This window comes from Cetobacterium somerae ATCC BAA-474 (assembly GCF_000479045.1).
Classification (GTDB): domain Bacteria; phylum Fusobacteriota; class Fusobacteriia; order Fusobacteriales; family Fusobacteriaceae; genus Cetobacterium_A; species Cetobacterium_A somerae.
Genome location: NZ_KI518199.1, coordinates 4,201 through 27,895 on the forward strand (window position 1 = coordinate 4,201; position 23,695 = coordinate 27,895).

The 23,695-nt window shown below is 28.9% G+C and carries 25 protein-coding genes; 8 read left to right on the forward strand and 17 right to left on the reverse strand.

Annotated features, from left to right (window positions below):
• Positions 1–6 precede the first annotated feature (6 nt).
• Both HMPREF0202_RS11165 and HMPREF0202_RS11170 read left to right on the forward strand, forming a co-directional pair.
• Positions 7–666, forward strand: coding sequence for an NAD-dependent protein deacylase (locus HMPREF0202_RS11165; protein WP_051364166.1), 660 nt, complete (start codon positions 7–9; stop codon positions 664–666).
• Between the two features lie 150 nt (positions 667–816).
• Positions 817–2,283 (forward strand): ABC transporter substrate-binding protein, encoded by a 1,467-nt coding sequence (locus tag HMPREF0202_RS11170; RefSeq protein WP_245576464.1) that lies wholly within the window; start codon positions 817–819, stop codon positions 2,281–2,283.
• A 65-nt stretch (positions 2,284–2,348) separates the two neighbouring features.
• On the opposite strand, the gene HMPREF0202_RS11175 is transcribed toward HMPREF0202_RS11170, so the two are convergent.
• From HMPREF0202_RS11175 to HMPREF0202_RS11200, 6 genes are all read right to left on the reverse strand, one after another.
• Positions 2,349–2,678 carry a winged helix-turn-helix transcriptional regulator gene (locus HMPREF0202_RS11175; protein WP_040407341.1) on the reverse strand — a complete coding sequence of 110 codons (330 nt, stop codon included), beginning with the start codon at positions 2,676–2,678 and terminating at the stop codon, positions 2,349–2,351.
• Between the two features lie 74 nt (positions 2,679–2,752).
• Positions 2,753–5,305, reverse strand: coding sequence for an FAD-dependent oxidoreductase (locus HMPREF0202_RS11180; RefSeq protein WP_023050903.1), 2,553 nt, complete (start codon positions 5,303–5,305; stop codon positions 2,753–2,755).
• A gap of 3 nt (positions 5,306–5,308) precedes the next feature.
• Positions 5,309–6,298, reverse strand: coding sequence for a DMT family transporter (locus tag HMPREF0202_RS11185; RefSeq protein WP_040407343.1), 990 nt, complete (start codon positions 6,296–6,298; stop codon positions 5,309–5,311).
• Positions 6,299–6,432: 134 nt separating this feature from the next.
• Positions 6,433–7,206, reverse strand: coding sequence for a MerR family transcriptional regulator (locus HMPREF0202_RS11190; RefSeq protein WP_023050905.1), 774 nt, complete (start codon positions 7,204–7,206; stop codon positions 6,433–6,435).
• An 89-nt stretch (positions 7,207–7,295) separates the two neighbouring features.
• Positions 7,296–8,669 (reverse strand): dGTP triphosphohydrolase, encoded by a 1,374-nt coding sequence (gene dgt, locus HMPREF0202_RS11195; protein ID WP_023050906.1) that lies wholly within the window; start codon positions 8,667–8,669, stop codon positions 7,296–7,298.
• A gap of 102 nt (positions 8,670–8,771) precedes the next feature.
• Positions 8,772–9,164: a hypothetical protein gene (locus HMPREF0202_RS11200; protein WP_023050907.1), complete on the reverse strand. Its 393-nt coding sequence runs from the start codon at positions 9,162–9,164 to the stop codon at positions 8,772–8,774.
• A gap of 198 nt (positions 9,165–9,362) precedes the next feature.
• On the opposite strand from HMPREF0202_RS11200, the gene HMPREF0202_RS11205 reads away from it, so the two are divergent.
• Both HMPREF0202_RS11205 and HMPREF0202_RS11210 read left to right on the forward strand, forming a co-directional pair.
• Positions 9,363–9,728, forward strand: coding sequence for a hypothetical protein (locus tag HMPREF0202_RS11205; RefSeq protein WP_023050908.1), 366 nt, complete (start codon positions 9,363–9,365; stop codon positions 9,726–9,728).
• A 14-nt stretch (positions 9,729–9,742) separates the two neighbouring features.
• Positions 9,743–10,168 carry a hypothetical protein gene (locus tag HMPREF0202_RS11210; protein WP_023050909.1) on the forward strand — a complete coding sequence of 142 codons (426 nt, stop codon included), beginning with the start codon at positions 9,743–9,745 and terminating at the stop codon, positions 10,166–10,168.
• 36 nt (positions 10,169–10,204) lie between these two features.
• On the opposite strand, the gene HMPREF0202_RS11215 is transcribed toward HMPREF0202_RS11210, so the two are convergent.
• Positions 10,205–10,756, reverse strand: coding sequence for a DNA-3-methyladenine glycosylase I (locus tag HMPREF0202_RS11215; RefSeq protein ID WP_040407354.1), 552 nt, complete (start codon positions 10,754–10,756; stop codon positions 10,205–10,207).
• 135 nt (positions 10,757–10,891) lie between these two features.
• Here HMPREF0202_RS11215 and HMPREF0202_RS11220 point away from each other — a divergent pair, with 135 nt between their 5' ends.
• From HMPREF0202_RS11220 to HMPREF0202_RS11230, 3 genes are read left to right on the forward strand one after another with little or no spacing between them, the layout of a single operon-like run.
• Positions 10,892–11,260: a hypothetical protein gene (locus tag HMPREF0202_RS11220; protein WP_023050911.1), complete on the forward strand. Its 369-nt coding sequence runs from the start codon at positions 10,892–10,894 to the stop codon at positions 11,258–11,260.
• Positions 11,261–11,284: 24 nt separating this feature from the next.
• The gene (locus HMPREF0202_RS14830) at positions 11,285–11,692 is read left to right on the forward strand and encodes an NfeD family protein (protein WP_023050912.1); all 408 of its coding nucleotides are present in this window, start codon (positions 11,285–11,287) and stop codon (positions 11,690–11,692) included.
• 10 nt (positions 11,693–11,702) lie between these two features.
• The gene (locus HMPREF0202_RS11230) at positions 11,703–12,581 is read left to right on the forward strand and encodes an SPFH domain-containing protein (protein ID WP_023050913.1); all 879 of its coding nucleotides are present in this window, start codon (positions 11,703–11,705) and stop codon (positions 12,579–12,581) included.
• 38 nt (positions 12,582–12,619) lie between these two features.
• Here the strand turns inward: HMPREF0202_RS11230 and HMPREF0202_RS14835 are convergent, their stop codons facing one another.
• Together HMPREF0202_RS14835 and HMPREF0202_RS11240 are read right to left on the reverse strand one after the other, a co-directional pair.
• Positions 12,620–13,066, reverse strand: coding sequence for a hypothetical protein (locus HMPREF0202_RS14835; RefSeq protein WP_023050914.1), 447 nt, complete (start codon positions 13,064–13,066; stop codon positions 12,620–12,622).
• A 27-nt stretch (positions 13,067–13,093) separates the two neighbouring features.
• Entirely contained in the window at positions 13,094–13,822 is a 729-nt protein-coding gene (locus tag HMPREF0202_RS11240) for a murein L,D-transpeptidase catalytic domain family protein (protein ID WP_023050915.1), read from the reverse strand.
• A 146-nt stretch (positions 13,823–13,968) separates the two neighbouring features.
• On the opposite strand from HMPREF0202_RS11240, the gene HMPREF0202_RS11245 reads away from it, so the two are divergent.
• On the forward strand, positions 13,969–14,427 hold the full coding sequence (locus HMPREF0202_RS11245) for an FUSC family protein (protein WP_023050916.1): 459 nt from the start codon (positions 13,969–13,971) through the stop codon (positions 14,425–14,427).
• A 53-nt stretch (positions 14,428–14,480) separates the two neighbouring features.
• Here the strand turns inward: HMPREF0202_RS11245 and HMPREF0202_RS11250 are convergent, their stop codons facing one another.
• From HMPREF0202_RS11250 to HMPREF0202_RS11285, 8 genes are all read right to left on the reverse strand, one after another.
• Complete coding sequence (locus HMPREF0202_RS11250) at positions 14,481–16,130, reverse strand: alkaline phosphatase (RefSeq protein ID WP_023050917.1); 1,650 nt, start codon at positions 16,128–16,130, stop codon at positions 14,481–14,483.
• Between the two features lie 84 nt (positions 16,131–16,214).
• On the reverse strand, positions 16,215–17,228 hold the full coding sequence (locus HMPREF0202_RS11255; protein WP_023050918.1) for an ABC transporter ATP-binding protein: 1,014 nt from the start codon (positions 17,226–17,228) through the stop codon (positions 16,215–16,217).
• A gap of 8 nt (positions 17,229–17,236) precedes the next feature.
• Complete coding sequence (locus tag HMPREF0202_RS11260; RefSeq protein WP_023050919.1) at positions 17,237–18,022, reverse strand: ABC transporter permease; 786 nt, start codon at positions 18,020–18,022, stop codon at positions 17,237–17,239.
• Positions 18,012–18,905, reverse strand: a complete 894-nt coding sequence (locus tag HMPREF0202_RS11265) for an ABC transporter permease (RefSeq protein WP_040407346.1) — start codon at positions 18,903–18,905, stop codon at positions 18,012–18,014. Before HMPREF0202_RS11265 ends, HMPREF0202_RS11260 begins: the two co-directional genes overlap by 11 nt.
• Before the next feature lie 14 nt (positions 18,906–18,919).
• Positions 18,920–19,684 (reverse strand): alkaline phosphatase family protein, encoded by a 765-nt coding sequence (locus HMPREF0202_RS11270; RefSeq protein WP_023050921.1) that lies wholly within the window; start codon positions 19,682–19,684, stop codon positions 18,920–18,922.
• A gap of 8 nt (positions 19,685–19,692) precedes the next feature.
• Positions 19,693–20,733: an ABC transporter substrate-binding protein gene (locus HMPREF0202_RS11275; RefSeq protein WP_040407348.1), complete on the reverse strand. Its 1,041-nt coding sequence runs from the start codon at positions 20,731–20,733 to the stop codon at positions 19,693–19,695.
• 176 nt (positions 20,734–20,909) lie between these two features.
• A complete protein-coding gene (yiaY, locus tag HMPREF0202_RS11280; RefSeq protein WP_040407349.1) occupies positions 20,910–22,058 on the reverse strand; it encodes an L-threonine dehydrogenase in 1,149 nt (382 codons plus the stop codon).
• 115 nt (positions 22,059–22,173) lie between these two features.
• Positions 22,174–23,523, reverse strand: coding sequence for a CehA/McbA family metallohydrolase (locus tag HMPREF0202_RS11285; protein WP_023050924.1), 1,350 nt, complete (start codon positions 23,521–23,523; stop codon positions 22,174–22,176).
• Between the last annotated feature and the right edge of the window lie 172 nt (positions 23,524–23,695).

Genomic DNA, 23,695 nt, shown 5'->3' on the forward strand with positions numbered 1-23,695 from the left:
AATAACATTGTTTTTTTCGGTGGAGCAGGAACTTCCACAGAGAGTGGTATTCCAGACTTTAGAGGAAAGGATGGTCTTTATAGTAGAAAATATAAAGGCTATGACCCAGAAGAAATTTTACATATTGATTTCTTTTTACAAAACAGAAAAATTTTCAATGAATTTCTAGAAGAAAAAATGAACTTTAAAAATATAAAACCTAATAAAGGTCATCTTGCTTTAGTTAAATTAGAACAAATGGGAAAACTTAAAGCTGTTATTACACAAAATATTGATAATTTGCACCAAGATGCAGGTTCTATAAATGTATTAGAACTTCATGGAAATATCTCTCATTTTTACTGCTTAGCTTGTGGAAAAAAGGAACCTAAAAATTTTAGATGTGACTGTGGTGGTATAACTCGTCCACCTGTAACTCTTTATGGAGAAAATTTAGATGAAGAGGTCACTGAGCTTGCCATTACTGCTATAAAAAAAGCTGATACTTTAATTGTCGCTGGAACAAGCTTAACTGTATATCCAGCAGCTTATTATATACAATATTTTAAAGGAAGAAATTTAGTTATTATAAATGCAGATGAAACTAAATATGATCAATATGCAACTCTAGTTATTAGAGATAGCTTTGCTCAAGTTATGGATTATGCAGTAAATAAACTAAAGTAAATCAACTTTTTAGTGGTTACTTTTTTGTAACCAATTTACCTTAAACTTAAATTATGGTAATATAGCTCTTATCATAATTTAACGGAGGTAAGCATGAAACCTATTGAAAAATCAAAAAAAATAAAATTTCTCATATTCTTAATTTTTACAGTGATTTTTTTCAGTTGTACTAAAGAGAATACGAAAAATACAGATAATACATTGAAAATAGCCCAGAGTGGAAATCCTAGATCTCTTGATGTTCATAATGCCAATGATGGATTTTCTTTAAGAATAAACAAACAAATCTATTCTAGGTTAGTTGAAATTGATGGAGATAGAAATATCATTCCTGGGTTAGCTGAAAGCTGGAATAAAGTTGATGATAGAACTTATGATTTTAAAATAAGAGATAATATCAAATTCCATAACGGAGATAAACTACAGCTAGAGGATATTAAATTTTCCTTTGAAAGAATGATGAAATCTCCTAGAATAAGTTTTATTGTTCCCCCCATTGAAAAAATTGAAATAGTAGAACCTAATACAATTAGAATTGTTACAAAAACTCCTTTTGCACCATTACTATATCACCTTTCTCATCCTGCACTTGGGATAGTTAGTAAAAAAGTAATTGAGTCTTCTGGAGAAAATCCTGAAATTGTTGGAACTGGTCCTTATAAATATAATTCATGGATTATTGGAGATCAAGTAGTTTTAGATAAAAATAATGATTACTTCTTAACTCCACCATCATTTGATAAACTTATATTTAAAACAATAACAGAACCTACAAATAGGGAGATTGCTTTAGAAACAAAAGAGATTGATGTAGCTCTAGATATAAGTACTGTTGATGCCTCAAAAATAAAGGAAAACAGTGACCTTGTTTTATATACAAAACCCTCATATTCATATAGATACTTAGGGTTCAATAATAAAAAAGATGTTTTCAAAAATGAAAACCTAAGAAAAGCTATTGATTATGCCATTGACAAAGAAGCCATTGTTAATATTATTTTAAATGGTTATGGAGATGTTGCCAACTCAGTTATAGCTCCAAATGTATTTGGTTTTACAGATACTGTTAAAAATGTGGGCTACAATCCTGAAAAAGCAAAGGAACTAATGAAAAGTTTAGGTAATGAAGGAGATATCACTTTAGAACTTCTTACTATGGGATCTAGTGATGAAAAAGCTATTGCTGAAGTGATTCAAGCTAATTTAAAAGAGATTGGAGTAGATTTAAAAATAAATATCGTTGAAAGTGGAACTTTTTATGATTTAACAGAAAAAGGATTCTTTGATATGTTTTTAGGTTCTTGGGGAACTGTAACTGGAGATGCTGATTATGGTTTATATCCTATGTTTCATTCTAAATCTATCGGTAGTCCTGGAAATCGTTCTTTTTACTCTAATGAAACTGTAGATAAACTTTTAGATGCAGGAAAAATAACTGTAGTCGAAAGTGAGCGTTTAAAAATATATCAACAAGCTCAAGAGCAAATTCTTAAAGATACTCCACATGTTATGCTTTATAATAGTGTTATTATTGTTGGAGCTCAAAAAGATTTAAAAGGATTAAATATACACCCTGTAACACTACACGATTTCTATCCTCTTTATAGAGAAAATTAATATAGAATACTTAATAACAATTATGAGAAAAAGGAGGAAATAATTCCTCCTTTTTTTAAAATAACTTATTTTTTTATATTCTCTTCAAACTTACAACCAAAAGATTTCATATCTTTTAAAATTGGCAAAAGCTCTTTCCCACAATCTGTTAAAGTATAGTAAGACTCAACTGTATTCCCCTTATATACTTTTCTATTTTCTACAATTTTATGTAAAACTAATATATTTAGTTGTTCAATTAGAATCTTCTTACTACAACCTAATAGACGCTGTAACTCTCCAAGTCTTAGCTCTATATCTTTTAAACTAAAAATAATTGTCGGAACCCATTTTTTACCTAAAATTAATGCTGTTAATTCTACTGGGCAATGATCTGTATTTTTGTTCTCTACCATAATTTCCTCCACACTTTTTATAAAGTATATCAAAGAAATTTTTCTTAGGCAAACAATAAATTATCTAACATTTTTTATTTTGAAACTCTTCTTTTAGCTTCTAATCTATTATGTAATCCATAATTATCACTTCTTTTTTTAGCATCTTTTTTATAATAGCAGCTACCATGTATAAGTTGTAGTATATGAAGAGAATCTAATCCACCAAGTTCCATACTGCCTCTACATGATCCACAATAAGAAATTATGTGATCTTGAGTTGCATCACTAACTCTTCTATCAACAATTCTTTTATAAAGATCCGCATTTATACATCCAAGCATTCCCCCAACTCCACAACATCTTGTATTCTCTCTAATATTAGCCATTTCTTCTACTTTATATCCAAGTTGTGATAAGACCCATCTAATACTATCGTGATGTGAAGTTACATATCTTGTTGGACACGAATCATGAATATTAAATATAACATCAGAATCTTTTCCTATATCTTTTTTATCTTTTGGTATTCCAATCTCCTCTTTCATCAAATCCCAATATGATATAACTTTTCTTCCAGAATATTTTTCATATGTTAAATAGCATGATGGACAAAGAGTTACTATAACATCTGCCTCTATTTCATCTATCTCTTTTTGAACTCTTGAATATCTTTCTTCAAATAACTTTGTTTCACCAATAATCTCAGTTGGTTTAGCACAACATTGTAATATGATTCCTACATTGTCCTCGCCTAAAGTTTTCTTCATATGCTCATATGTTTCCTCTACTAACTCTGGAAATGATGCTGGTACAGTACATCCAGGTATTAAAACATACTTAGTTTGTTTTTTCCCAGGAATTGTTACTGAGTATTTTTTACTACATTCCAACTCTTGACCATCATCTAAACCAGTGTGTCCATCTAATGGTGATATATCCCCATTAGCTTTTACATACTCCTTACGCATCTCCATAAAGTTTTCTCTTATTTCAAAACTGTTTGGACATTTTATAGTACATTGTTTACACTCATTACAAGAGTACGCTATGTTCATATCCATATTCTCATAACCTTTTTCTAGATACTCTTTAAATAACTCTTTAGGACAAGATGTATATTCTGGCATCATCATACACTCTTTCATACAAAGCTTACATTCACACTGCAAACATCTACTTGCTTCTTCTAAAGCTATTTTATGTGTAAATGTTTTTTCAACTTCTAAAAATGTTTTTATTCTCTCTTTAGGATCTAGCTCCTCACCTTTTCTTCTTTTAATTTTACTATCTAAATTCCAGCTTTCTGGTAGATACTCTGTTGGTAAATAAAGTTTGGTTTCACTTTTCCCGCCTTCTAAAGTTATATCTCTTCCCATCCATACATCTTCATTATTTAAAAATCTTATAATAGATTTAGCTGCTCTTCTTCCCTCTGCCATAGCTTGAACAACTATATTTGAAGAAGCACAATCTCCTGCATAAAAAATTTTAGGATTTTTCTCATTTTGTAAACTCTCTTTATTAAACTGAAATCTCTCTCCACTATTTATAGTTAAATCAACACCTTGTCCAATAGCAAATATCAATGTATCAATATCTATTTTTTCTATTTCCTCTTCATTAAACTTTGGAGAAAACTCACCATTTTCATTAAATAGTGATTCGCATTTTTTTATAATAATCTCATTTACTCTTCCCTCTTCATTAATTAAAATCTCCTTTATTCCAAAACTTGGAATAAATTTTACTCCCTCTGCCATCGCACTTTCAACTTCATGCTTAGATGCTGTAAGTGACTCTAAATTCTTCTCTAAAAATAATACGTATGAATTTTTAGAATTTTTTAATCTTAAAGCAGATCTTGCACAATCCATGGCAACATCTCCTCCACCAACTGTTAAAATATTTCCTTTAGCTTCTTTTGATTCTCTTGTTAAAGAAACCTCTTTTAAAAATTCTACAGCTGTTAAAATACCTTTTGCATCATGGTTATCTAATGTTCTATCTTTTCTACCAATCTGCTTTCCTATAGATACTAAAACAGCATCATACTCTTTTTCTAAAGTTTCAAAGCAAATATCTTTTCCTACCTCTATATTAAATTTTACTTTTCCACCTAATCTATTTATTAGACTAAATTCACTCTCTATTATATCTCTTGGAAGTCTATATTCTGGTATTCCATATCTTAACATTCCACCAGAAAACGAGTTTTTTTCAAATATAGTAACCTCATGCCCCTCTTTTAAAAGTGTTATAGCTCCTTGAGCTCCAGCTGGCCCAAATCCAATAATCGCTACTTTTTTTCCTGTAGAATCCTTTTTTGATAAATCCCACATGTCAGGATTGTCATAATTATCAGCTATATATCTTTTTAATCCTGCTATAGATATAGCCTCATCCTCTTCTCCTCTTCTACATGCACTTTCACATGGATGGGCACAAACTCTACCTAATATTCTTGGTATAAAAAGTTCCTCTCTTATAACTTTTATAGCTTCCTCTCCTCTATTGTCTCCCATTAAAGCTATATATTTTTTAGCATCTGTATTCATAGGACAAGCTGTTGTACAAGCTGATTTCGAGTCTCCCATACAGTTATCTACAATATGTTTCATATTTTCTACTATCTCTTTTTTTAACATTTTTTATACCTCTTTTAATTTCTGAACTTTGTTTTTTTTACCAAAAAACTCTTTAAAATCTACAGCAAATATAAATACTCCTAATATTATAACTAACCCACAAATAGCTAAGTATGGAGTTATCTCTGTTCCTAATATTAAGCTACTAAATGCAATTGCCCAAAATGCTGCAGTACTATTTAAAGCTGTTCCCATTGATGCACCAATATAATTTACTGCCTTATACCATGATAAATATGTTATTGCTCCTAATATAGCAATTCCTGGAAAATATAAAAGTTCCCTATTTGCTGCTAATTGTCCTACCACTTTATAACCATCTACCATTGGCATAATTATAGCTCCATAGACAACAAAAGATGTTAAATATCTAAGTGTTAAAAATTGCTGTGGAGTAGCTTTTATATGCTCTTCATCTTTTATTTTTTTCATTGCATATCCTATTATAACTCCCTCTGAAGCCCACCCTAAAACTGCTAATAAAGTAAAGGCCATACCTTTGTAGAACTCTGGGTACATATTTAAATCTACTTTTGAATATCCAAGCGCTGCAGATCCTACTAAACTTACTGTTATTCCAATAATAGCTCTTTTTGAAAGTTTTTCTTTAAGTATGAAATATGATAAAACTGCTCCCACTCCTGGATATATAACTGATAAACTTGATGCATACGCTGGGGCTGCATATTTAATTCCTATTACATATCCACTCATTCCAATAGGAGCTCCAACTAGTGCTGCTAAAAATGTTGCCTTCCCTTTTTTTGTTTTTAAAAGTTTAAAAGTATCCATAAGTTGTCTGTTAAATAGAGCAACTAAAACTAACCAAAAAAAACAAAACGCATCATGTAAAAATGCTGAAACTAACGTACTCGATGATGATGTTTTTAAAATTGTACTACTTCCTACAAGTCCCATTAAAACAGTGTCTAATCCCCATGCAAATCCAACTAATCCACCAAAAAATAAACCTTTTTTCAAATTGCCTTCCATAAAATCCTCCTCAAGTTTTTTCAATAATGCTAGTATATTAAAAAAATAACGTAACGTCAATATTTTTTTGACGTTACGTTAAAATTGATTTAAAATAAATTTAATATGATTAATTTATAATCTTTTTTGTAATTTTATGAAATCTTTATAAAAGCTTTTGTTATTAAAACAACTTTTCGCTCTCTTTTACAAAAGATTCTAAATTTATTTTCTACATAAACTCTATTTTCATATTCTAGCGCTCTCTCTTTTAAAAAACTCTCCATTTTTTTAAAGATTTCAAACTGTTTATTTAATCCATCTCTTGAATAAGCAACTAGATATTTTCCTTCTGGTAAAATAAAATCTCCATTTTTGTGAGGATAAAGTTCTAAAGTATACTCATCAGACTCTTTTGAAAGTATTTTTTCAAAATCTCCACCATAAGTTTTTTCATCCATTATGTCATAATTTTCTAAATTCCAAACACTTTCTACATCTGGATCATTATAAATTTTATTGCTCTCTTTAACAGTAAAATACTTTCTCAATGGCATATCTTCAATGTTTATAAATATATTTTCCAAGCCAAACTTTTCAATTATATCCATCTCTTCTTCTATTTTTTCATTTTGCCATTTTAAATAATTTATTGTTTTTTCATTCTCTTCAACTCTTGATTTTAAATATATATTTTTTTGATTACAGCATTTATTTCCCAAAAGTCCCTCTATTTCTTTTAAACTAAACCCTCTATTTTTAAGCTCATTTAGATATATCAGCTTATTTATCTCCTCTTTAGAGTAAAATCTATTTCCTCTTCCCTCTTGAGAAGCTTTTATTAAACCAATTTCTTCATAATATCTTAATGTTCTTGTTGTTAAATCCATACTTTTTACAATATCTCTTATTGAGATATACTCTTTCATCTTCTAAAACCCCTTCCTGACAAAAATATTTTATTCTCTTATTCTATTATATCAAAAAATAAAGTTTATAAAAAGATTCTATTCATCTATTACTCACTAATTCCCTGTAATTTTTTATATAAATCAACTGCAAATTGATCTGTCATCCCACTTATAAAATCTACACATAGTTTAAGAGTCGTATAGATTTCATCCCCTTTATTTTTACACTCTTTTAACTCTGACTCATAATTAATAATATAATTTTCAGAAATTAACACTCTTATATTTCTAGATGTTAAAGATGCTTCCTCTCCATTGTTTAACCAATCTATCATCCCTTCAATAAAAATATTCAATAACTTTCTTAAAACTTTAGCTGCTAAAATATCTGTAAAAACTCTTTCTTTTGATTGAAATATCTTGTTTTTAGCCAAATTCTTCAATCCATCTTTTATCTCTTTATATGCCCCATCATCTAGTAACTCTTTATTAAAATTACCATCTAAAATAAACTCTTCATTTTTTATAAAAGATTTTATAACCTCTTGAATCATTTTTCCTTGAATATATATTTTAATTTTTTGAACAACAATCTTTTCAAACAAACTACTATTTTCTATCTCTTTGTTTTTCTCTTCGTACTCTTTTATTTTCTCTAATAACTCCTGTACTTCTAAAGATTTTCTTCCTATTTTTTTCAACATATTCTTTAAATCTTGAAGTGTTATAAATTTCTTCTGAACTCCATCCTCTATATCAGCAACGCAATATGCTATGTCATCAGCTGCTTCTAACAAAAATGTTATTGGATGTCTTTTTCCTTTTATACCCATCTCTTCAAAAATTTTATCGTAATCACTTTTTTCACTATCAAAATATCCAAACTTTCTTTCAATAAGTTTTCCTTTGTCTTTTTTATTTCCTTCTACAGAGTTTGTTGGATATTTCATTATCGTAGCTAAAGTTGCATAAGTTAAATTATAGCTATCTTTATCTCCTAGATACTGTAGCTTTCTTAATATTCTAAATGTTTGAACGTTTCCATCAAAACATAATAAATCTTCTTTTTGTATATTCGTTAGTATGTTATCATAGCCACTTTTTTTTAAATACTCTTTAAAAAAATCCTGAATTATATATTCTCCTGAATGACCAAAAGGTGGATTTCCTAAATCATGAATCAATCCTGTAACTGATAGTAATGACGATATCTTTTGATCTCCTCTTTGTAAATATTTTTCTATAGATTTTCCAATAGATGAGGCTATATGAGAAACTTCAAGAGAGTGAGTCAATCTTGTTCGTACAAAATCCCCTCTTTTTAAAGGATACACTTGAGTTTTATCCTGTAATCTTCTAAAGGATGAACTAGAAATTATTCTAGAATAATCTTTATCAAATTCATTTCTTTCATCAAATTCATAAGCTTCATTTGAACTTTGTTTAAATCTTTTTTCACATAACAATTTATTCCATTTCATTCTCTTCCCCTCCAGTAAATTTCCTCATATTTAAAAAGCTGCCAAATGATATTTCAATCTAGCAGCTTTTTCTATAGCAACTTAATCTTTTAAAATTCTAAATTATTTCCCTACAGTTACACCAATTACTTCATCATAAAATAAAGCTAAAAAGTTTAACTTAGTTATATGCTCAGAGTTGGCAATAGATACATCTCTCAATGGTAGAAAACTATCATAAATAGAATTTTGTAAATCATTGTCATGAAGAACTAAGCTTAAAGGATTCACTTCTGATAAAGATTCATGATCTTTTTTATTAGAACCAAATGCTAAAAACTCCTCCTTTAGCTCCTCAAGAGTCATAATATCACCAGTTATTATTCCCCCTCCAGTAACAAAAGATAATCTTATTTTAGGAATTGTTACTCCTGTTGCTGTATTTTCCAATAACGACTTCTCTAAATTAAATTTACTTAATATATTAAGTTTTTTTATAAGTTCTTTTTTGTCCATAGATTTCAACCTCCAATGTAGTTGCTATAATAACTGTATTATATCCCTTTAATTTAGATTGTCAACCTCTATTCTTACTCTTTAAATGATTACTTTTTATTTTTTTAATATTTTATTTTTTTTAAAAGAAATCGTATTTTTTTTAGTATTTATAAGGTAAAAGTTCATTTAATTTTTAAGAAGGAGGAGTTTATTATTATGTCAAATCAACTTCAAAATTTTATTAATTATTTAGTTATTACAAAAAATATCAATTCTTCTGAGAAAGCAATTGTTTTACAAAAAGAGATTTACTCTATTCAAACTATAATTTTAAAGTCTAACTACTTATCTCCTAAAGATATACAAAGTTTTATCATTGAAAAAACTAATGCATATTATGATGAGTTAGATAGAAATCATCTAATTCAAATATATAAAGAGATGGAAGCATTACCACTGTATTCACATCTTCATAGTTTACATAACTATCTAGTTATGAAAAGAAATAGACTTCTTTATGATGAGTGTGGACAAAATTTAGCTAACCACATTATAAAAAATATTCTTTTTGAAATATATTAAATAGGAGGGGCATTATGAAAAAGTTATTAGCTTCATTAGTTTTCATGTCTTTATTAGTAGGGTGTAATAATGACAACGCAGTATCAAAAACACCTGTTGATTCTTCAAGTCCATATAAGGAGTATTCTGTAAACGATACTAAGGTAGCTGATACTGTTGAAACAAATATTTTGAAAGCTGAAGCTGAAAAATATGGTTTTGATTTAAAAACTTCTTCAGCTCATATGGTTAGCTTTAAAAAAGTTGGAACTTATGGTTCTGGAGAGCTTAAAGTTATTGCATTTTTAAATCCTAAAGGTGTTGAAGCTGCTGAGGATAAAGGGTATATTAATATCAATAGAGTTGTTTCGTATACTTGTAAATTTGAATATAGCTATAAAACAGAGAAATACGTATGGACATCTGATTATCCATACGCATCTACAAGCACTTTATTTTAAAGACAAAATGGATGAACCTATTGTTCATCCATTTTTTTAATCTCTAAATTGACATTCTAATAGATGATCATTTACTATTCCTATAGCTTGTAGATACGAGTAAACAGTTGTGCTTCCTAAGAACTTAAATCCTCTTTTTTTCAAATCTTTTGCTATTGTATCTGATAACTCTGTTTTTGCTGGAACTTCACTTAAAGTTGTCCAATTATTTTTTATAATTTTCTTTTCTGTAAAAGACCATATATATTCATTAAAAGACCCAAACTCTTTTTGAATTTTCAAAAACTCTTTTGCATTACTTATAGATGATTCTATCTTTTTTCTATATCTTACTATACCAGGATTTTCTAACATTTTTAGTATTTTGTCTTCATCATACAGAGCCACTATATCTGGATTAAAGTTATCATACTCTACTCTATAATTTTCTCTTTTTTTTAATATTGTTATCCAACTTAGCCCTGATTGAGCTGATTCTAAAACTAAAAACTCAAAATGAGTTCTATCATCATAAACAGGCTTCCCCCATTCTTCATCATGATACTTTCTATATAAATCACTACTTTCACACCAAGGACATCTTATCATATAATCACCCTCCAAATTTTTATCACATAATATCATTTATCCCTCTCTATTTCAATTTAATATTTTCTTAATTCATTGCTTCTTAAGTAGTTTTATGTTAGTATTTTTATAACTAGATTATTAAGGAGGTTTTTTATGAAAAAGATATCTTTACTTCTTTTCTTAAGTTTTTTCTATTTAAGTTGTACCAATAACTCTATTTATAATAAAAATCTCTCTACATATACTATTGAAAGTAGTGTAGTTGAAAATCAAACAACTCAACAAGAGATTAAAAGTATTTTTGGTGAACCATACTCAGTTGATGTAAATAATCAAGGGAATACTGTTTGGACATACCATGATGTAACTATTAATAGTCCTGGATATAACTCTTTTTCTGCTTCATTTAGAGCCGGTAAGGGAAGTCGTTCTAGAGATAATCATAATCCTCAATATAAATGGGTTATTATTTTTAACTCTGATAGTGTAGTTATTAATTCTGATGTTAGAACATTATATTAATCTTTTAAGAAAGGAGCTGTAACTATGTTACTTTGGTTTATTATAGGAGTAGTATTTTTAGTTATTGAGATTTTAACATTTGGGCTTATATCCATTTGGTTTGCATTAGGAGCTTTTTTAACAATGATTTTCTATGAAGCTTCCTTAGAAAATCAGTTTTATATTTTCGTTGGTGCTTCTTTACTTTTTTTAGTTCTAATTCGAAAGCTTGCCTTAAAACATTTTAAAGGAAATAGTAAGGAGTTAAATCGTATTAAAGGAAAAGTTGTAAAAATCGAAAAAATTGAAGTTCGTGGAAGTAATAATTTCTATACTGTATATTTAGATGGGAAAATCTGGGAAGGTATATCTAAATCTAACTTCAGCGTTGGAGATGAAGCTATTGTAGAGAAAATTGTGGGAAACAAATTAGTTTTATCTAAAAAATATTAGGAGGGGTTATATGTTATTTTTATTTATTTTAATACTTATTGCTGTATTTTTAATTGGAACACATATTAGAATCGTTGCTCAGTCACAAGCTTTCGTTGTAGAAAGATTAGGAGCATACTTAGCTACTTGGGATGTTGGTTTAAATGTTTTAATCCCATTTGTTGATAGAATTGCTAAAAGAGTATCTTTAAAAGAGCAAGTTATAGACTTTCCACCACAACCAGTTATTACAAAGGATAATGTTACTATGCAAATAGACTCTGTTGTTTATTTCCAAATTACTGATCCTAAGTTATATACTTATGGTGTTGAAAATCCTTTAAATGCTATTGAAAATTTAACAGCAACAACTTTAAGAAATTTAATTGGAGAGTTAGAACTTGATGCTACTTTAACATCAAGAGATACAATCAATACTAAGATGAGAGTTATTTTAGATGAGGCTACTGATCCTTGGGGAATAAAGATAAATAGAGTGGAACTTAAAAATATTATTCCTCCTGCTGAAATTCAAGATGCTATGGAAAAGCAGATGAAGGCAGAAAGAGAGAGAAGAGAGTCAATTCTTAGAGCTGAGGGACAAAAAACATCTGCTATATTAGTTGCTGAGGGAGAAAAAGAGGCTGCTATATTAAGAGCTGAAGCTAAAAAAGAAACGGCTATTAGAGAGGCTGAGGGAGAAGCAGAAGCTATTCTTAGTATCCAAAGAGCTAATGCTGAAGCCATTAAACTTATTAAAGAAGCTGCTCCTGATAAAAGTGTTCTTATGATAAAAGGGATGGAAGCTTTTGAAAAAGTTGCAAATGGTCAAGCTACAAAAATTATTATTCCTAGTGAATTACAAAATATTGTTACTTTAAGCGAACTTTTCCACGAGTCTAAAAAATAATAAATATCTTTATAAAAAAACCGTAAGCTTTAATTAGCTTACGGTTTAAATATATATATTCCATTTTTTCCAGTTTCCATATTATCCACATGTATATAACCCTTAGCTAATGTCACATTAGGATCCTCTATTCTTGTTATCATTGAATATCTTCTAGGATTATTTATTATTCTTTCATAGACTTTTTTCATATCCATACTTGGAACTTCAAAATCTACACCTCTTCCTAATACATGTGCACTTAGATATAACTTATTATTTTTAACTTTATCTTTTACTATACTATCAATAGTTGTTCTTAATCCTCTTTGAGTTATTCCTACACTTGGTCTATTTACTAAAATAGGAACTCCCAAATCCTCTCTCAATAAATCTAAAAATATTAATATATCCTTTGCTATAAATTTAATTGCTTCCTCACCATAAATTTTATATACCTCTGGTGAAACTAACTCTTTCCCTTTAAAATATTTACTCTTTTGCATCAATCCTCCGCTGTAGTACTATTTTAGTTATATTATTGAACTCTTTTGAGCATAACTTTTTTCATTTGTATGAATATATAGCAATCTTCCATCTTTTATCTTATTTATAACTTTGTCTGATATCTCTTTTGGTATAGCAGGACACCCTAAGCTTCGATCTAATTTCTTCGCACCTGGTTTTGGTTTAGCATACTGAGAGCCATGAACAACTATAGCTCTTTCTCTAGCCTTATCATTAATCCCTTTTTCCAATCCATTTAATCTTAAAGAGTATCCGTATTCACCGTTATATGTATTCTCTGTTTTATAAAATCCAGGTGAACTTTTAAAAGAGTTTACAGCATTTGAAAACTCTCTTGGTATACTTTCTCCACTATTTTTTCCATGCATAACATATGTTGAAAATAGTGTCTTTTTATTTTTCAAATCAATTACAAAAAACCTCTCTTTAATTGAAGATTTTGTAAAATCGATTATCGTTATAATATCCTCTTTTACATCTTTTAATTTTTTCATTCCCGAAATAGCATTTGAAAATGTTGTAAAATCCATTTTATTTGTTAAATTTAACTCTCTATATAGATTTTCTACTGAACTATTTGGTGTAAATGCAAAACTATTACTCTTTCTTACCTTAATATTTTCTATTGAAAGAGATGAATCTAAATTTAATTTCTCATTAATTGAATAACTTCCCATTGAAGCCATAGCAGAACTAGCTAAAGTAAGTAAAATAAACATCATATTCTTTATCATAGATACTCCTTACTATTTTTCTATTATCTTAAATTATATATGAGTATCTATAATTAGTAAAGATTTTTTTCTTTTTTATAGGAAAGTTTCATCAACTATTGTATTAAAAGTTAAATACACAATTTAAGTGAAGGAGTTTAAATTTTATGGATCAATTAATTCAAAAAACTATAATCACTATTACATCTATCGTTATTACAACTGTAGTTGGTCAATTTTTCAATGTAGAACCCATTGGTCTTTTTTATACAGCAATAACTTGTGTTATCATAACTCATGTGGATTTTGAAAAGCTAATAGAAAATGCTAAAAATAGAGGCTTTGGTACTCTAATCGGTGGAGTTATTGGTATCATATTTTCTTATATTCCATTCCCGTTAATACTAAAAGTCATTGTTGGAGAGTTTATCATCATTTTCTTTTGTGAGAAAAAATTAAAAATACCCTCTGCTATCGCTTCTGTAGTTTTTCTAATTATTGTTTATAGAATTACCTCTGAAGCTCCATACTTATATGGATTCAAAAGAGTTCTAGACACATTTATTGGAATTATTATAACCGTGGTTATTACATATATCTTTAAAAAATTAAACATTTTAAAATAATAAAAGCCACTTTAGAGTATTTTTTATATATTTTACTCTCAGTGGCTTTTTTATTATTTTATATCTTTTATAGCTGCATTTGGAATGAATACCTCTTTACCATTAAATACAACTATTCCATTAAACTTAACTTTTTTTCCATCTGTTTCATAGTAATTTTTATTTTCATGGAATGTGTACTGCTTTCCATTTTTACTTAATTTGAATACAGGTTGGAATTTATTTGTTGAATCTATATCTAACTCTATTCCCATATCTTTAATTTTTTTACCAGATACAAATAACTCATCTGTTGCTTTATCTAAATCTAAATTCATAGCTTTTGCAATATACAAAGCTATATCAGAATTATTAACAGTTCCTGTCAACTGATTTGCATAGTTAGACGTGTAAACATAAAGAGGTACATCCTCTCCCGTATGCCCATTTGTTGTCCAACCTAAATGAGCTCTTTCACTCATAGCTTTTCCTAAAATTGTCTCTATCTCAGATGTTTTTTGAGTTTTTTCAATCATATTTAACTCTTCAGTTGTTAAATCTAACCCTAACATCTCTTTAGCTAAACTTTTTGTATTAGCTTTATCTTTAGATATTTTTTCAGCTGTTAGAACCTCTGTAAATTTAGCTTTTTTCATATCTTTTGTAAATACATCTACAGGCAGTTCAGGATAATTATATGACGTTTTTAAGTTTCCTATAGATAATCCACCAGTTCCATGATCTGTTACTGCTACTACTAAAGTATCACTATTTTTCTTTGCATAATCTAATGCTACTCCTACAGCTTTGTCAAAAGCTGCATACTCTGATGTAATGGCAATTGGATTATTTGCGTGTCCAGCCCAATCAACTTTAGATCCCTCTACCATTAAGAAAAACCCATCTTTATCTTTTGATAAAAGTTCAATAGCTTTCTCTGTCATCTCTGCTAAAGATGGAGTTGTACCTTTATCACGATCTAAATCATAAGGCATATCTTTTTCAGCAAATAGCCCCCATACAAAATCTTTATTTAAACTTTTCATCTCATCTAAAGTTTGAACAATATTATAACCATTAGCTTGTAATGACTCTAACATATCCTCTCCATCAGTACGCTTTTTAGAGTTTGCCTCTGTTGCGTTATCTTTTTTAAGATAACTTTTCCCCCCTCCAAAAACTACATTTAAATTTTGATGAACTTGCTGTTCTCCTATTACAGAGTAGTTATTTCTATGTATTGAGTGTGTTGTAAAATCTGCTGGAGTAGCATGTAATACTTCAGAAGTTGCAACAATTCCAACAGCTTTCCCATCTAACTTAGCTGCTTCTAAAACTGAAGCTGCTGGTGCTAACTCATCTCCTACCTCTGGAACTCTTGCTCCATTTAGAGTTGCTGCCTTAGGTTTTACCCCTATTAGTTTATCCTGTGTTTTCCATCCTGTTGCAAGAGCTGTCCCTGCTGGTGCTGAATCTGCTATAAAAGTATCTGAGTTATAAGTTTTTACCATTCCTGATGCCATCTCGTCAATATTTAAACTTTCACCATCATTATATACTGCTCTAGTTAAAGTTGATACTGTTGAACTTGATCCATCTGGAATTAAAAAGATTACATTTTTAGCAAATCCTGGCTTTACATCTTTTAATTGTACCCCTTGTGTTACAGCTGTCATTGCTAAAAATGCTGTTAGTGTTACTAACTTAATCTTCATTTTACTCATCTTTACTCCCCCTTAGTTTTTATTTTCTAAAATCAGTCTAACATACAGATGTTAAATAAGTATAAAGTTTTCGTAAAAGATTTGTTAATAGTATTTAATCTCCTTTTTCAAAAACATCAAATCCAAAACTGATCCTATTTCATAAAGCTTTCCAAGTCCTCTATTTAAAAGATCCACTCTTAAGCTGACACCCTTACACTCAATAAAATATCTAATTACATTTCCTAAAATAGAAAAATCCTTAACTATTCCTTTTTTTAGTATGAAATCATCTAGATTATAGTTTCTTTCAATCTCTCTTACATATATAGCCTCTGGTCTTATAGCTATATTTCCAAATATTTCATTTCCAAAAACTTTTCTTGTTTCCTCATCTTTCAAAATATTATAGTTTCCAATAAATTGAGCCATAAAAACTGTCTTTGGATTTGTATATATCTCTTCTGGAGTTCCCACTTGAACTATATTTCCCTTATCCATTATAAAAACTCTATCTGAAATTGTAAGAGCTTCCTCTTGATCATGAGTTACAAAAATTGTTGTAACGTTAGTTTCTTTTTGAATCTCTTTTAATTGTTCTCTTAAAGATTTTCTAACTTTAGCATCTAAAGCTGATAATGGCTCATCTAAAAGCAATATTTTAGGTTCTGTGGCTAAAGATCTAGCTATAGCTACCCTTTGCTTTTGTCCTCCTGAAAGTTGGGCTGGATAAAAATCTCTTTTCTCCTCTAAATGTACTAACTTTAACATCTCATCAACTTTTTTCTCTATATAACCTTTTTTTAACTTTTTCATCTCTAAACCAAAAGCTATATTTTCAAATACAGTCATATTTGGAAAAAGAGCATAGTTTTGAAAAACCATTCCTATGCCACGATCTTTAGCTGATTTATCTGTTACATTTTCTCCCTCAATATAAATATCTCCATTGTTTATCTCATTTAATCCAGCTATACATCTTAAAAGAGTGGACTTCCCACAACCTGATGGTCCTAAAAGTGTCACAAACTCACCTTTTTTTATATTAAAGTTTATATTTTTAAAAACTGTAGTTTTATCATATCTTTTCTCTAAATTTTTTCCAACTATAAAACTCATAATATTATCTATCTCCTATTATTTTTTTCTCCTATATAAAAAGCTATTGTTGTTAACATCAATAGTATCCCAAAATACGTTATTACTAAAGCACTTGAGTAATGACCACTATATCCAGATTTTATACTATTTATATACATTTGAACAGTTTGAAACTTTCCTCCAACCAACATATTTACTAATAGAAACTCTCCAAATAGCATAGAAAAAGTTAGCAACATTGAAACACTCAATCCCTTTGAAATATTTGGAACTATCACTCTAAAAAAAGCTACTTTTGTGCTAGCCCCTAATATATTAGCACTTTCAACTAACTCCTTTATATTTAATCCAGCTAAACTATTTTTTATCCCTCTATAAACAAAGGGATAAGCTAAGACAAAATATACTCCCACTAAAATATATGTTGTTCCTACCAATCTAAAAGGTTCATTTGAATATAATTTTATAAGTCCTACAACTGAAACTGCACCAGGAACAGCAAAACAAATTAACACCAATAACTCCATCATTTTTTCTATTTTTCTAAAGTAGTAAGTAGCTACAAATACAGTTGGTACAAGTACTATCCCTATAAAAAACAGAGAGATTAAACATATCCAAAAGCTTTTTCCAATAGCATTTAAAAACATCTCATTTTGAAAAATTTCTAAATACCATTTTAGTGTCAAACTTTGAGGTAACAAAGTATTAGTCCATTTAGTACTTAAAGAGTATAGTAATGTCCCTAATATTGGTAAAAACAGTGTCGTTAATATAGTTATTACAACCCATATATGAATTTTATTTTTCATATTTTCCTCTTTTCTTTTTTAACATCACTTCATTTATTATTACAACAAAAATCAATATTCCCCCTAACAGTATTGACATTGCACTAGCTATACCTGGTTCATAAGCTACCTCTCCAGCTATATAGCTAGTAATTCTTATTGTCATTACATTGTATGTTCCATTTGTTAGAGCTAACGTACATGCATAAGCTCCCATGGCATTTGCAAACATTATAAGTACTGTTCCTAAAATCTCTTTTAACATAACTGGAATTCCAACTCTTTTCCAAAATGTGAAAGTTCCTCCCCCTAATATATTAACCATCTCTTGCCACTGAGGATCTAATCTATCAAATACTGGATATAGTAAAAGTAATCCTAGTGGTAACTGAAAATATATGTACATAAGCATCAACCCAGTTTTTGAATAAACATCAAACCCATCTATTAGCCCAATATTTTTCAGTAAAATTGTCATTACTCCATTGCTTCCAAGAAGAATTATGAAAGCAAAAGCAAGTGGTATTCCACTAAAATTTGAAAGCATATTTATAAATAGTAAGATATTCTTTTTTGAACTATTTTTTAATCTGTTTAAAGAGTATGCTCCTTGAAGAGAGATTAATAATCCAACAAAAGTTGAAACTAGCGCAAGCTCTATGGAATTAAAAACCGATTGCTTTATAAATTTACTTTTTAATATATACTCATAGTTCTCTAAAGTAATCTCATTAAATTCATTTAAAAAACTTCCTATGACAACTGAGATAAAAGGAGTTATTAAAAACATTCCTATTAAAATTATAAAAGGAATTAAAATTAAAAATCCTTTCTCATGCTCTTTTAAACCTCTTTTAGGTATACTTATTTTTTTGGACTTCTCAAGTTTTAAAATATTTTCCAAGGCTTCCTCCAATCTCAACTTACTCCTAAAATATCACAACATATTTTCTTTATATCTTTTTGATCTATTTTTTTCTCTTTATAATCTTTAGACATATCTCCTAAAATCCAAAGAGGAACTTCTCTTTCAAGTTTGCTATCTCCTCCATGGTTTCCCTTTTCATCCATTCCATGATCAGAAGTTATTATAATCTCATATCCAGCCTCTTGCCACATCGGTAAATAGTGTGAGAAGTAGTAATTCAATTTGTGAACTCTATTTTCATACTTTTTTGAAAGTCCCCCATATTTATGACCTGCATCATCAATATTCATAGTATGTAAAAGTAAAAAGTCTGGATTTTTATCTTTTATAAGCTTATTAGTTAAAGAAAATAGATGAGAATCTGGATAGCTATCTTCCCAATAAAATCTTCCATAGTTTATATTTTTTTCTAAATCTTCAACTTCAATATCCTCTTCTATATTGAAAGGTCCGTTATATAACTCGTGTACCCAATGGTATGCAACGGCTGCTGTTTTCAAATTAGCTTTTTTTGCCAAAGAAAATATACTTTCCTCCTTAGACATTCTATTTATCTGATTATTTATTATTCCACTTTCTATTGGAGTCTTCCCTGTTAAAATAGTTTCATAAAGTGGTCTTGAAAGACTTGGAAGTTCACTTAGCAAAGTAAATTTTTCCCCCATATTAGCTGATTCTAAAGCTTTTAAATATCCCATTTTGTGACTTACGTGATCTCCCATCCCATCGATTAAAACTAAAATTAACTTCTTCATAATCCCTCCTACTTTCTATTTACTAAAACTTCCTCTTGCCAAACTCTTCCTAAATTTTTTGAAGTTTTGTCCCAAGCCTCATGATTTTCAATAGCTCTTGCATTCTTATACTGCTCATCTGGAATCATCCTTTTCTTTATATCCTCTGGCAACTCAATTTTTCTAATTGGTCTTGCATTTCCTTTAGCTAAATTTATTTGACCATCATCACTAAATATATATTCTCTTGTTAATTTAGCTGCATTTGGATTCTTTGCCCATTTATTAATTATTGTTGTATATCCACTTATAAGAGAACCATCTGAAGGGATTAAAACTTCAAATCTATCTTTATCAATTGAATCTCTATAGCTCAAACCATTAAAATCCCAAATCAATCCAACTTCAACTTCACCTTTTTCTAAATTTTGAATATTAGGTGCTGCTGCTGATACTCTTCCCTCTTTTGCTAAATTAGCAAAATACTTTATTGCTGGTTCTATATTATTTTCATCTCCACCTAATGCATAAGCTGCTGCTAAAACTGCACTTGAAGCTTGAGCTGCTGTTCCAACATCTCCTGGACTTACTTTAAATTTGCTATTTTTTAAAGCCTCCCAAGATCTAGGTATATCTTTTTCTGGAATTTTATCTTTATCCACTATAAAGGCTATTGTTCCTGTATAAGCTAACATCCAATGTCCATTTTTATCTTTAGCCCACTCTGGTACCTCTTCCCAATAGCTTGTTTTGTATGGTTGAGTAACCCCTTGTTTCACAGCAATATTTGCAAATCCTGCTCCTATATCACCAATATCTGCTGTAGCATTTTTTCCCTCATTTTTAAATTTTGCAATTTCCTGAGCACTACTCATATCAGTATCACTATGTTTTATATTATATTTTTCTTTTATTTGACTCCAAGTATCTTTCCAATTGGCCCAGTTATCAGGCATTCCTACGGATAATACTTCCCCTTCTTTTTGTGCTTTCTCTTGAATCTCTTGTAAAGTTTCTCCATAAGTTAAAACAGTTGATAAAAGTGTTGCCAATAAAACAAATTTTTTCATCATTTCTCCTCCCTAAAACTTTAATTCTAACTTACTTTAACACCTTCCTGTTAATATAAAATAAATTATCAGTAAATTAATTGTAAAAACTATCTTTAAACTTCAAATAAAATTTTAAACAAAAAAGTGCCAGAAACATTTTCTGACACTTTACTTAAAATATTTATATTATTTTTTTACATTGCACTTCTATATATCTCAATAATTTCCTCTAACGTAGCTTGTTTAGGATTTGTAAATCCACATGCATCTTTTAAAGCATTTGTTGCTAAAATAGTAAAGTCTTCCTCTTTAGCTCCTAACTCTTTTATTCCTTTTGGAATTCCAATATCATTTGATAACTTTACAATCTCTTCTATTGCTAAATCAGCTGAATTATTTTCATTTACAATATGAGGATTTACTCCTAACAATATTGCAACTTTTCTTAATTTCTCTTTTGATACTTCAGCATTATATCTAACTACATGAGGTAGTAAAATTGCATTACATACACCATGAGGTAAATCATAGAATCCTCCTAATTGGTGGGCCATTGCATGAACATATCCCAATGAAGCATTATTAAAAGCCATTCCTGCTAAATACTCTGCATAAGCCATATTATCTCTTGCTTTAATATCTTTTCCATTAAATACAGCATCTCTTAAGTTTTTAGAAATCAGCTCTATAGCTTTTTCAGCACATGCATCTGTTACTGGAGTTGCAATTGTTGAAACATAAGCTTCTATTGCATGTGTTAAAGCATCCATTCCTGTTGCTGCTGTTAAACTCTTTGGCATATCTAACATTAACTCTGGATCATTTACAGCTATAATTGGAGTTACATTTTTATCTACTATAGCCATTTTTACATGTCTATCTTCATCTGTTATTATACAAAATCTTGTCATCTCTGAAGCTGTTCCAGCTGTTGTATTTATTGACATTAAAGGAAGTTGAGGGTGTGCAGATCTATCTACCCCTTCGTAATCTTTTATCTCTCCACCATTAGCAGCTACTAAAGCTATCCCTTTTGCTGCATCATGAGGTGATCCTCCACCAAAAGATATTACAAAATCACATCCATTATCTTTTAAAATTTTCAATCCATCATTAACATTTGTCACTGTTGGATTTGGTTTTGTTTCATCAAAGATAACATACTCTATTTTATTCTCATCTAATACATTTGTTAATTTTTTAACTAAACCAATATTTACTAATATTTTATCTGTTACTATTAAAGACTTTTTTAAACCTCTCGATTTAATTTCATTTCCTAGATTTTTAATACATCCCTCTCCCATATAAGAAATTGATGGCATGAAAAAAGCATATGACATAATAGCCTCCTAATAAATGTATTTTTTAGTGTACACCAATAATAACTCTTTTTGTACTATAAATCAATACTTTTTTTATTTTTATTATTTTGAATTAGTATTCAAGCTAACTTTTTCACTCTACCCATATTTTTTCTTTTATTTGGAACCACTTTTCTAAAGATGGTTTTTTTAAGCTATTATATATTGGATTTATTACCACCATAGGCTCATCTTTTTCTGATACTCCCTCAATTCTTAGGTATTCTCCCTCTTTAAGTTCATTAAAAATATTAATCTCTTGTCCTACAATCATATTTATAACTTTTCCATTTTTAATAACTCTCCAAATTAAAGTTTGTGAAGAAAGTATTTTTATGCTGATTTCACCATATATTTCATCTCCTGGATAAACAATCTGTCCATTATTTTCCATTCTAAGTTTTATCTCTCCTACTCTAGATATATAAGTTCGTCCTTTTTTCATATTTTCTAAAATATTTTTAGTTTCATATTTATCTAATCTTATATAGTTTAAAGGATCTCCTAAACTTTCTCCATGATTGTCGCTTCCACCTACTGCAAATATTTTATGTCCATCACACCATAACATATCCAATGCTTCTAATGCTTTTTTATCATAATATGGATTATTCCCTTCTCTTGTTGGAGAGTTTATTACCTCTATAAAATCTAAATCTTTTAAATCAATATTATAAAACAACCCTAAAAACATTCTTGAAGTATTATGAAACGGATGATTTAATGATACATATCCACCTTGCTTTTTAACCTCTTTAAATATTTTTGTTAATGAAATCTCTTTGGTATCATTTTCATCTATATGATTATAATAATCTATTATTTTTTTTAAACCAAAAAGATTAAAGTGCCCTAAATTATCTAATGTCAGCTCTGTTGAAGGTATCACAGGAATATCTATGTCTGGATATTTTGTTAAAACACTGTTATGTTCTGTTGGAAATATAAAATCTATCTCTTTTTTAATTAATTCTTTTTTTATATCTCTTAACGATATACCTCCATCAGATATATTTGTATGATTGTGAAGCTCTCCTGCATACCACTCTTTTGTATCTAAATAGCAATCTTTTAAAGTTATCTTTTTCATATTTTCTTTTTTTATCAGATTTCCATTTTCAATTTTTATCTCTAACTCAAACTCGTCACTTACAACATAGTTTTTTAACAGTTTTAATTTCCATTCCCCCTCTGGTAACTCTCCTGGAATACAACAATTTGAAGTACTCTCCCAATGCGTTGTTAAATAATATTTCTTCTTAGTAGTTTTAAAAGATGTTAATATTCTAGTTCTTCCTTCGCTATCCTCTAAAGATATTATTATATGTTCAAAGGGTCCCTTATTTAAATTTAAAGAGATTCTATTAATACCATTTGATACCATAAATTTATACTCTAATTTTTCAATATTTTTATCATTATCAAAACTTCCTCTAAATATCATTTTTACTTCCTCCCTAATATTATGTAAATATACTTATTTTAACAAAAATATGTTAAAGCAAAATTAAGTTACAGTAAATTTAACGTTAATAATAATTTTATTCATCTCAAAAAAAGATTTTTATCTCTTTTCTTGTATATTTATATAGAATATATTGATTTATTAAAAAATA

Coding starts and splice junctions, on each gene's coding strand:
- HMPREF0202_RS11190 (WP_023050905.1), bottom strand. CDS start 7,206: ATGAAAGAGTATATCTCAATAAGAGATATTGTAAAAAGTATGGATTTA.
- HMPREF0202_RS11245 (WP_023050916.1), top strand. CDS start 13,969: ATGGATCAATTAATTCAAAAAACTATAATCACTATTACATCTATCGTT.
- HMPREF0202_RS11270 (WP_023050921.1), bottom strand. CDS start 19,684: ATGAAGAAGTTAATTTTAGTTTTAATCGATGGGATGGGAGATCACGTA.
- HMPREF0202_RS11220 (WP_023050911.1), top strand. CDS start 10,892: ATGAAAAAGATATCTTTACTTCTTTTCTTAAGTTTTTTCTATTTAAGT.
- HMPREF0202_RS11210 (WP_023050909.1), top strand. CDS start 9,743: ATGAAAAAGTTATTAGCTTCATTAGTTTTCATGTCTTTATTAGTAGGG.
- HMPREF0202_RS11255 (WP_023050918.1), bottom strand. CDS start 17,228: ATGAGTTTTATAGTTGGAAAAAATTTAGAGAAAAGATATGATAAAACT.
- HMPREF0202_RS11175 (WP_040407341.1), bottom strand. CDS start 2,678: ATGGTAGAGAACAAAAATACAGATCATTGCCCAGTAGAATTAACAGCA.
- HMPREF0202_RS11185 (WP_040407343.1), bottom strand. CDS start 6,298: ATGGAAGGCAATTTGAAAAAAGGTTTATTTTTTGGTGGATTAGTTGGA.
- dgt (WP_023050906.1), bottom strand. CDS start 8,669: ATGAAATGGAATAAATTGTTATGTGAAAAAAGATTTAAACAAAGTTCA.
- HMPREF0202_RS11230 (WP_023050913.1), top strand. CDS start 11,703: ATGTTATTTTTATTTATTTTAATACTTATTGCTGTATTTTTAATTGGA.
- HMPREF0202_RS11200 (WP_023050907.1), bottom strand. CDS start 9,164: ATGGACAAAAAAGAACTTATAAAAAAACTTAATATATTAAGTAAATTT.
- HMPREF0202_RS11180 (WP_023050903.1), bottom strand. CDS start 5,305: ATGTTAAAAAAAGAGATAGTAGAAAATATGAAACATATTGTAGATAAC.
- HMPREF0202_RS11240 (WP_023050915.1), bottom strand. CDS start 13,822: ATGATAAAGAATATGATGTTTATTTTACTTACTTTAGCTAGTTCTGCT.
- HMPREF0202_RS14835 (WP_023050914.1), bottom strand. CDS start 13,066: ATGCAAAAGAGTAAATATTTTAAAGGGAAAGAGTTAGTTTCACCAGAG.
- HMPREF0202_RS14830 (WP_023050912.1), top strand. CDS start 11,285: ATGTTACTTTGGTTTATTATAGGAGTAGTATTTTTAGTTATTGAGATT.
- HMPREF0202_RS11260 (WP_023050919.1), bottom strand. CDS start 18,022: ATGAAAAATAAAATTCATATATGGGTTGTAATAACTATATTAACGACA.
- HMPREF0202_RS11205 (WP_023050908.1), top strand. CDS start 9,363: ATGTCAAATCAACTTCAAAATTTTATTAATTATTTAGTTATTACAAAA.
- yiaY (WP_040407349.1), bottom strand. CDS start 22,058: ATGTCATATGCTTTTTTCATGCCATCAATTTCTTATATGGGAGAGGGA.
- HMPREF0202_RS11285 (WP_023050924.1), bottom strand. CDS start 23,523: ATGATATTTAGAGGAAGTTTTGATAATGATAAAAATATTGAAAAATTA.
- HMPREF0202_RS11250 (WP_023050917.1), bottom strand. CDS start 16,130: ATGAGTAAAATGAAGATTAAGTTAGTAACACTAACAGCATTTTTAGCA.
- HMPREF0202_RS11275 (WP_040407348.1), bottom strand. CDS start 20,733: ATGAAAAAATTTGTTTTATTGGCAACACTTTTATCAACTGTTTTAACT.
- HMPREF0202_RS11215 (WP_040407354.1), bottom strand. CDS start 10,756: ATGATAAGATGTCCTTGGTGTGAAAGTAGTGATTTATATAGAAAGTAT.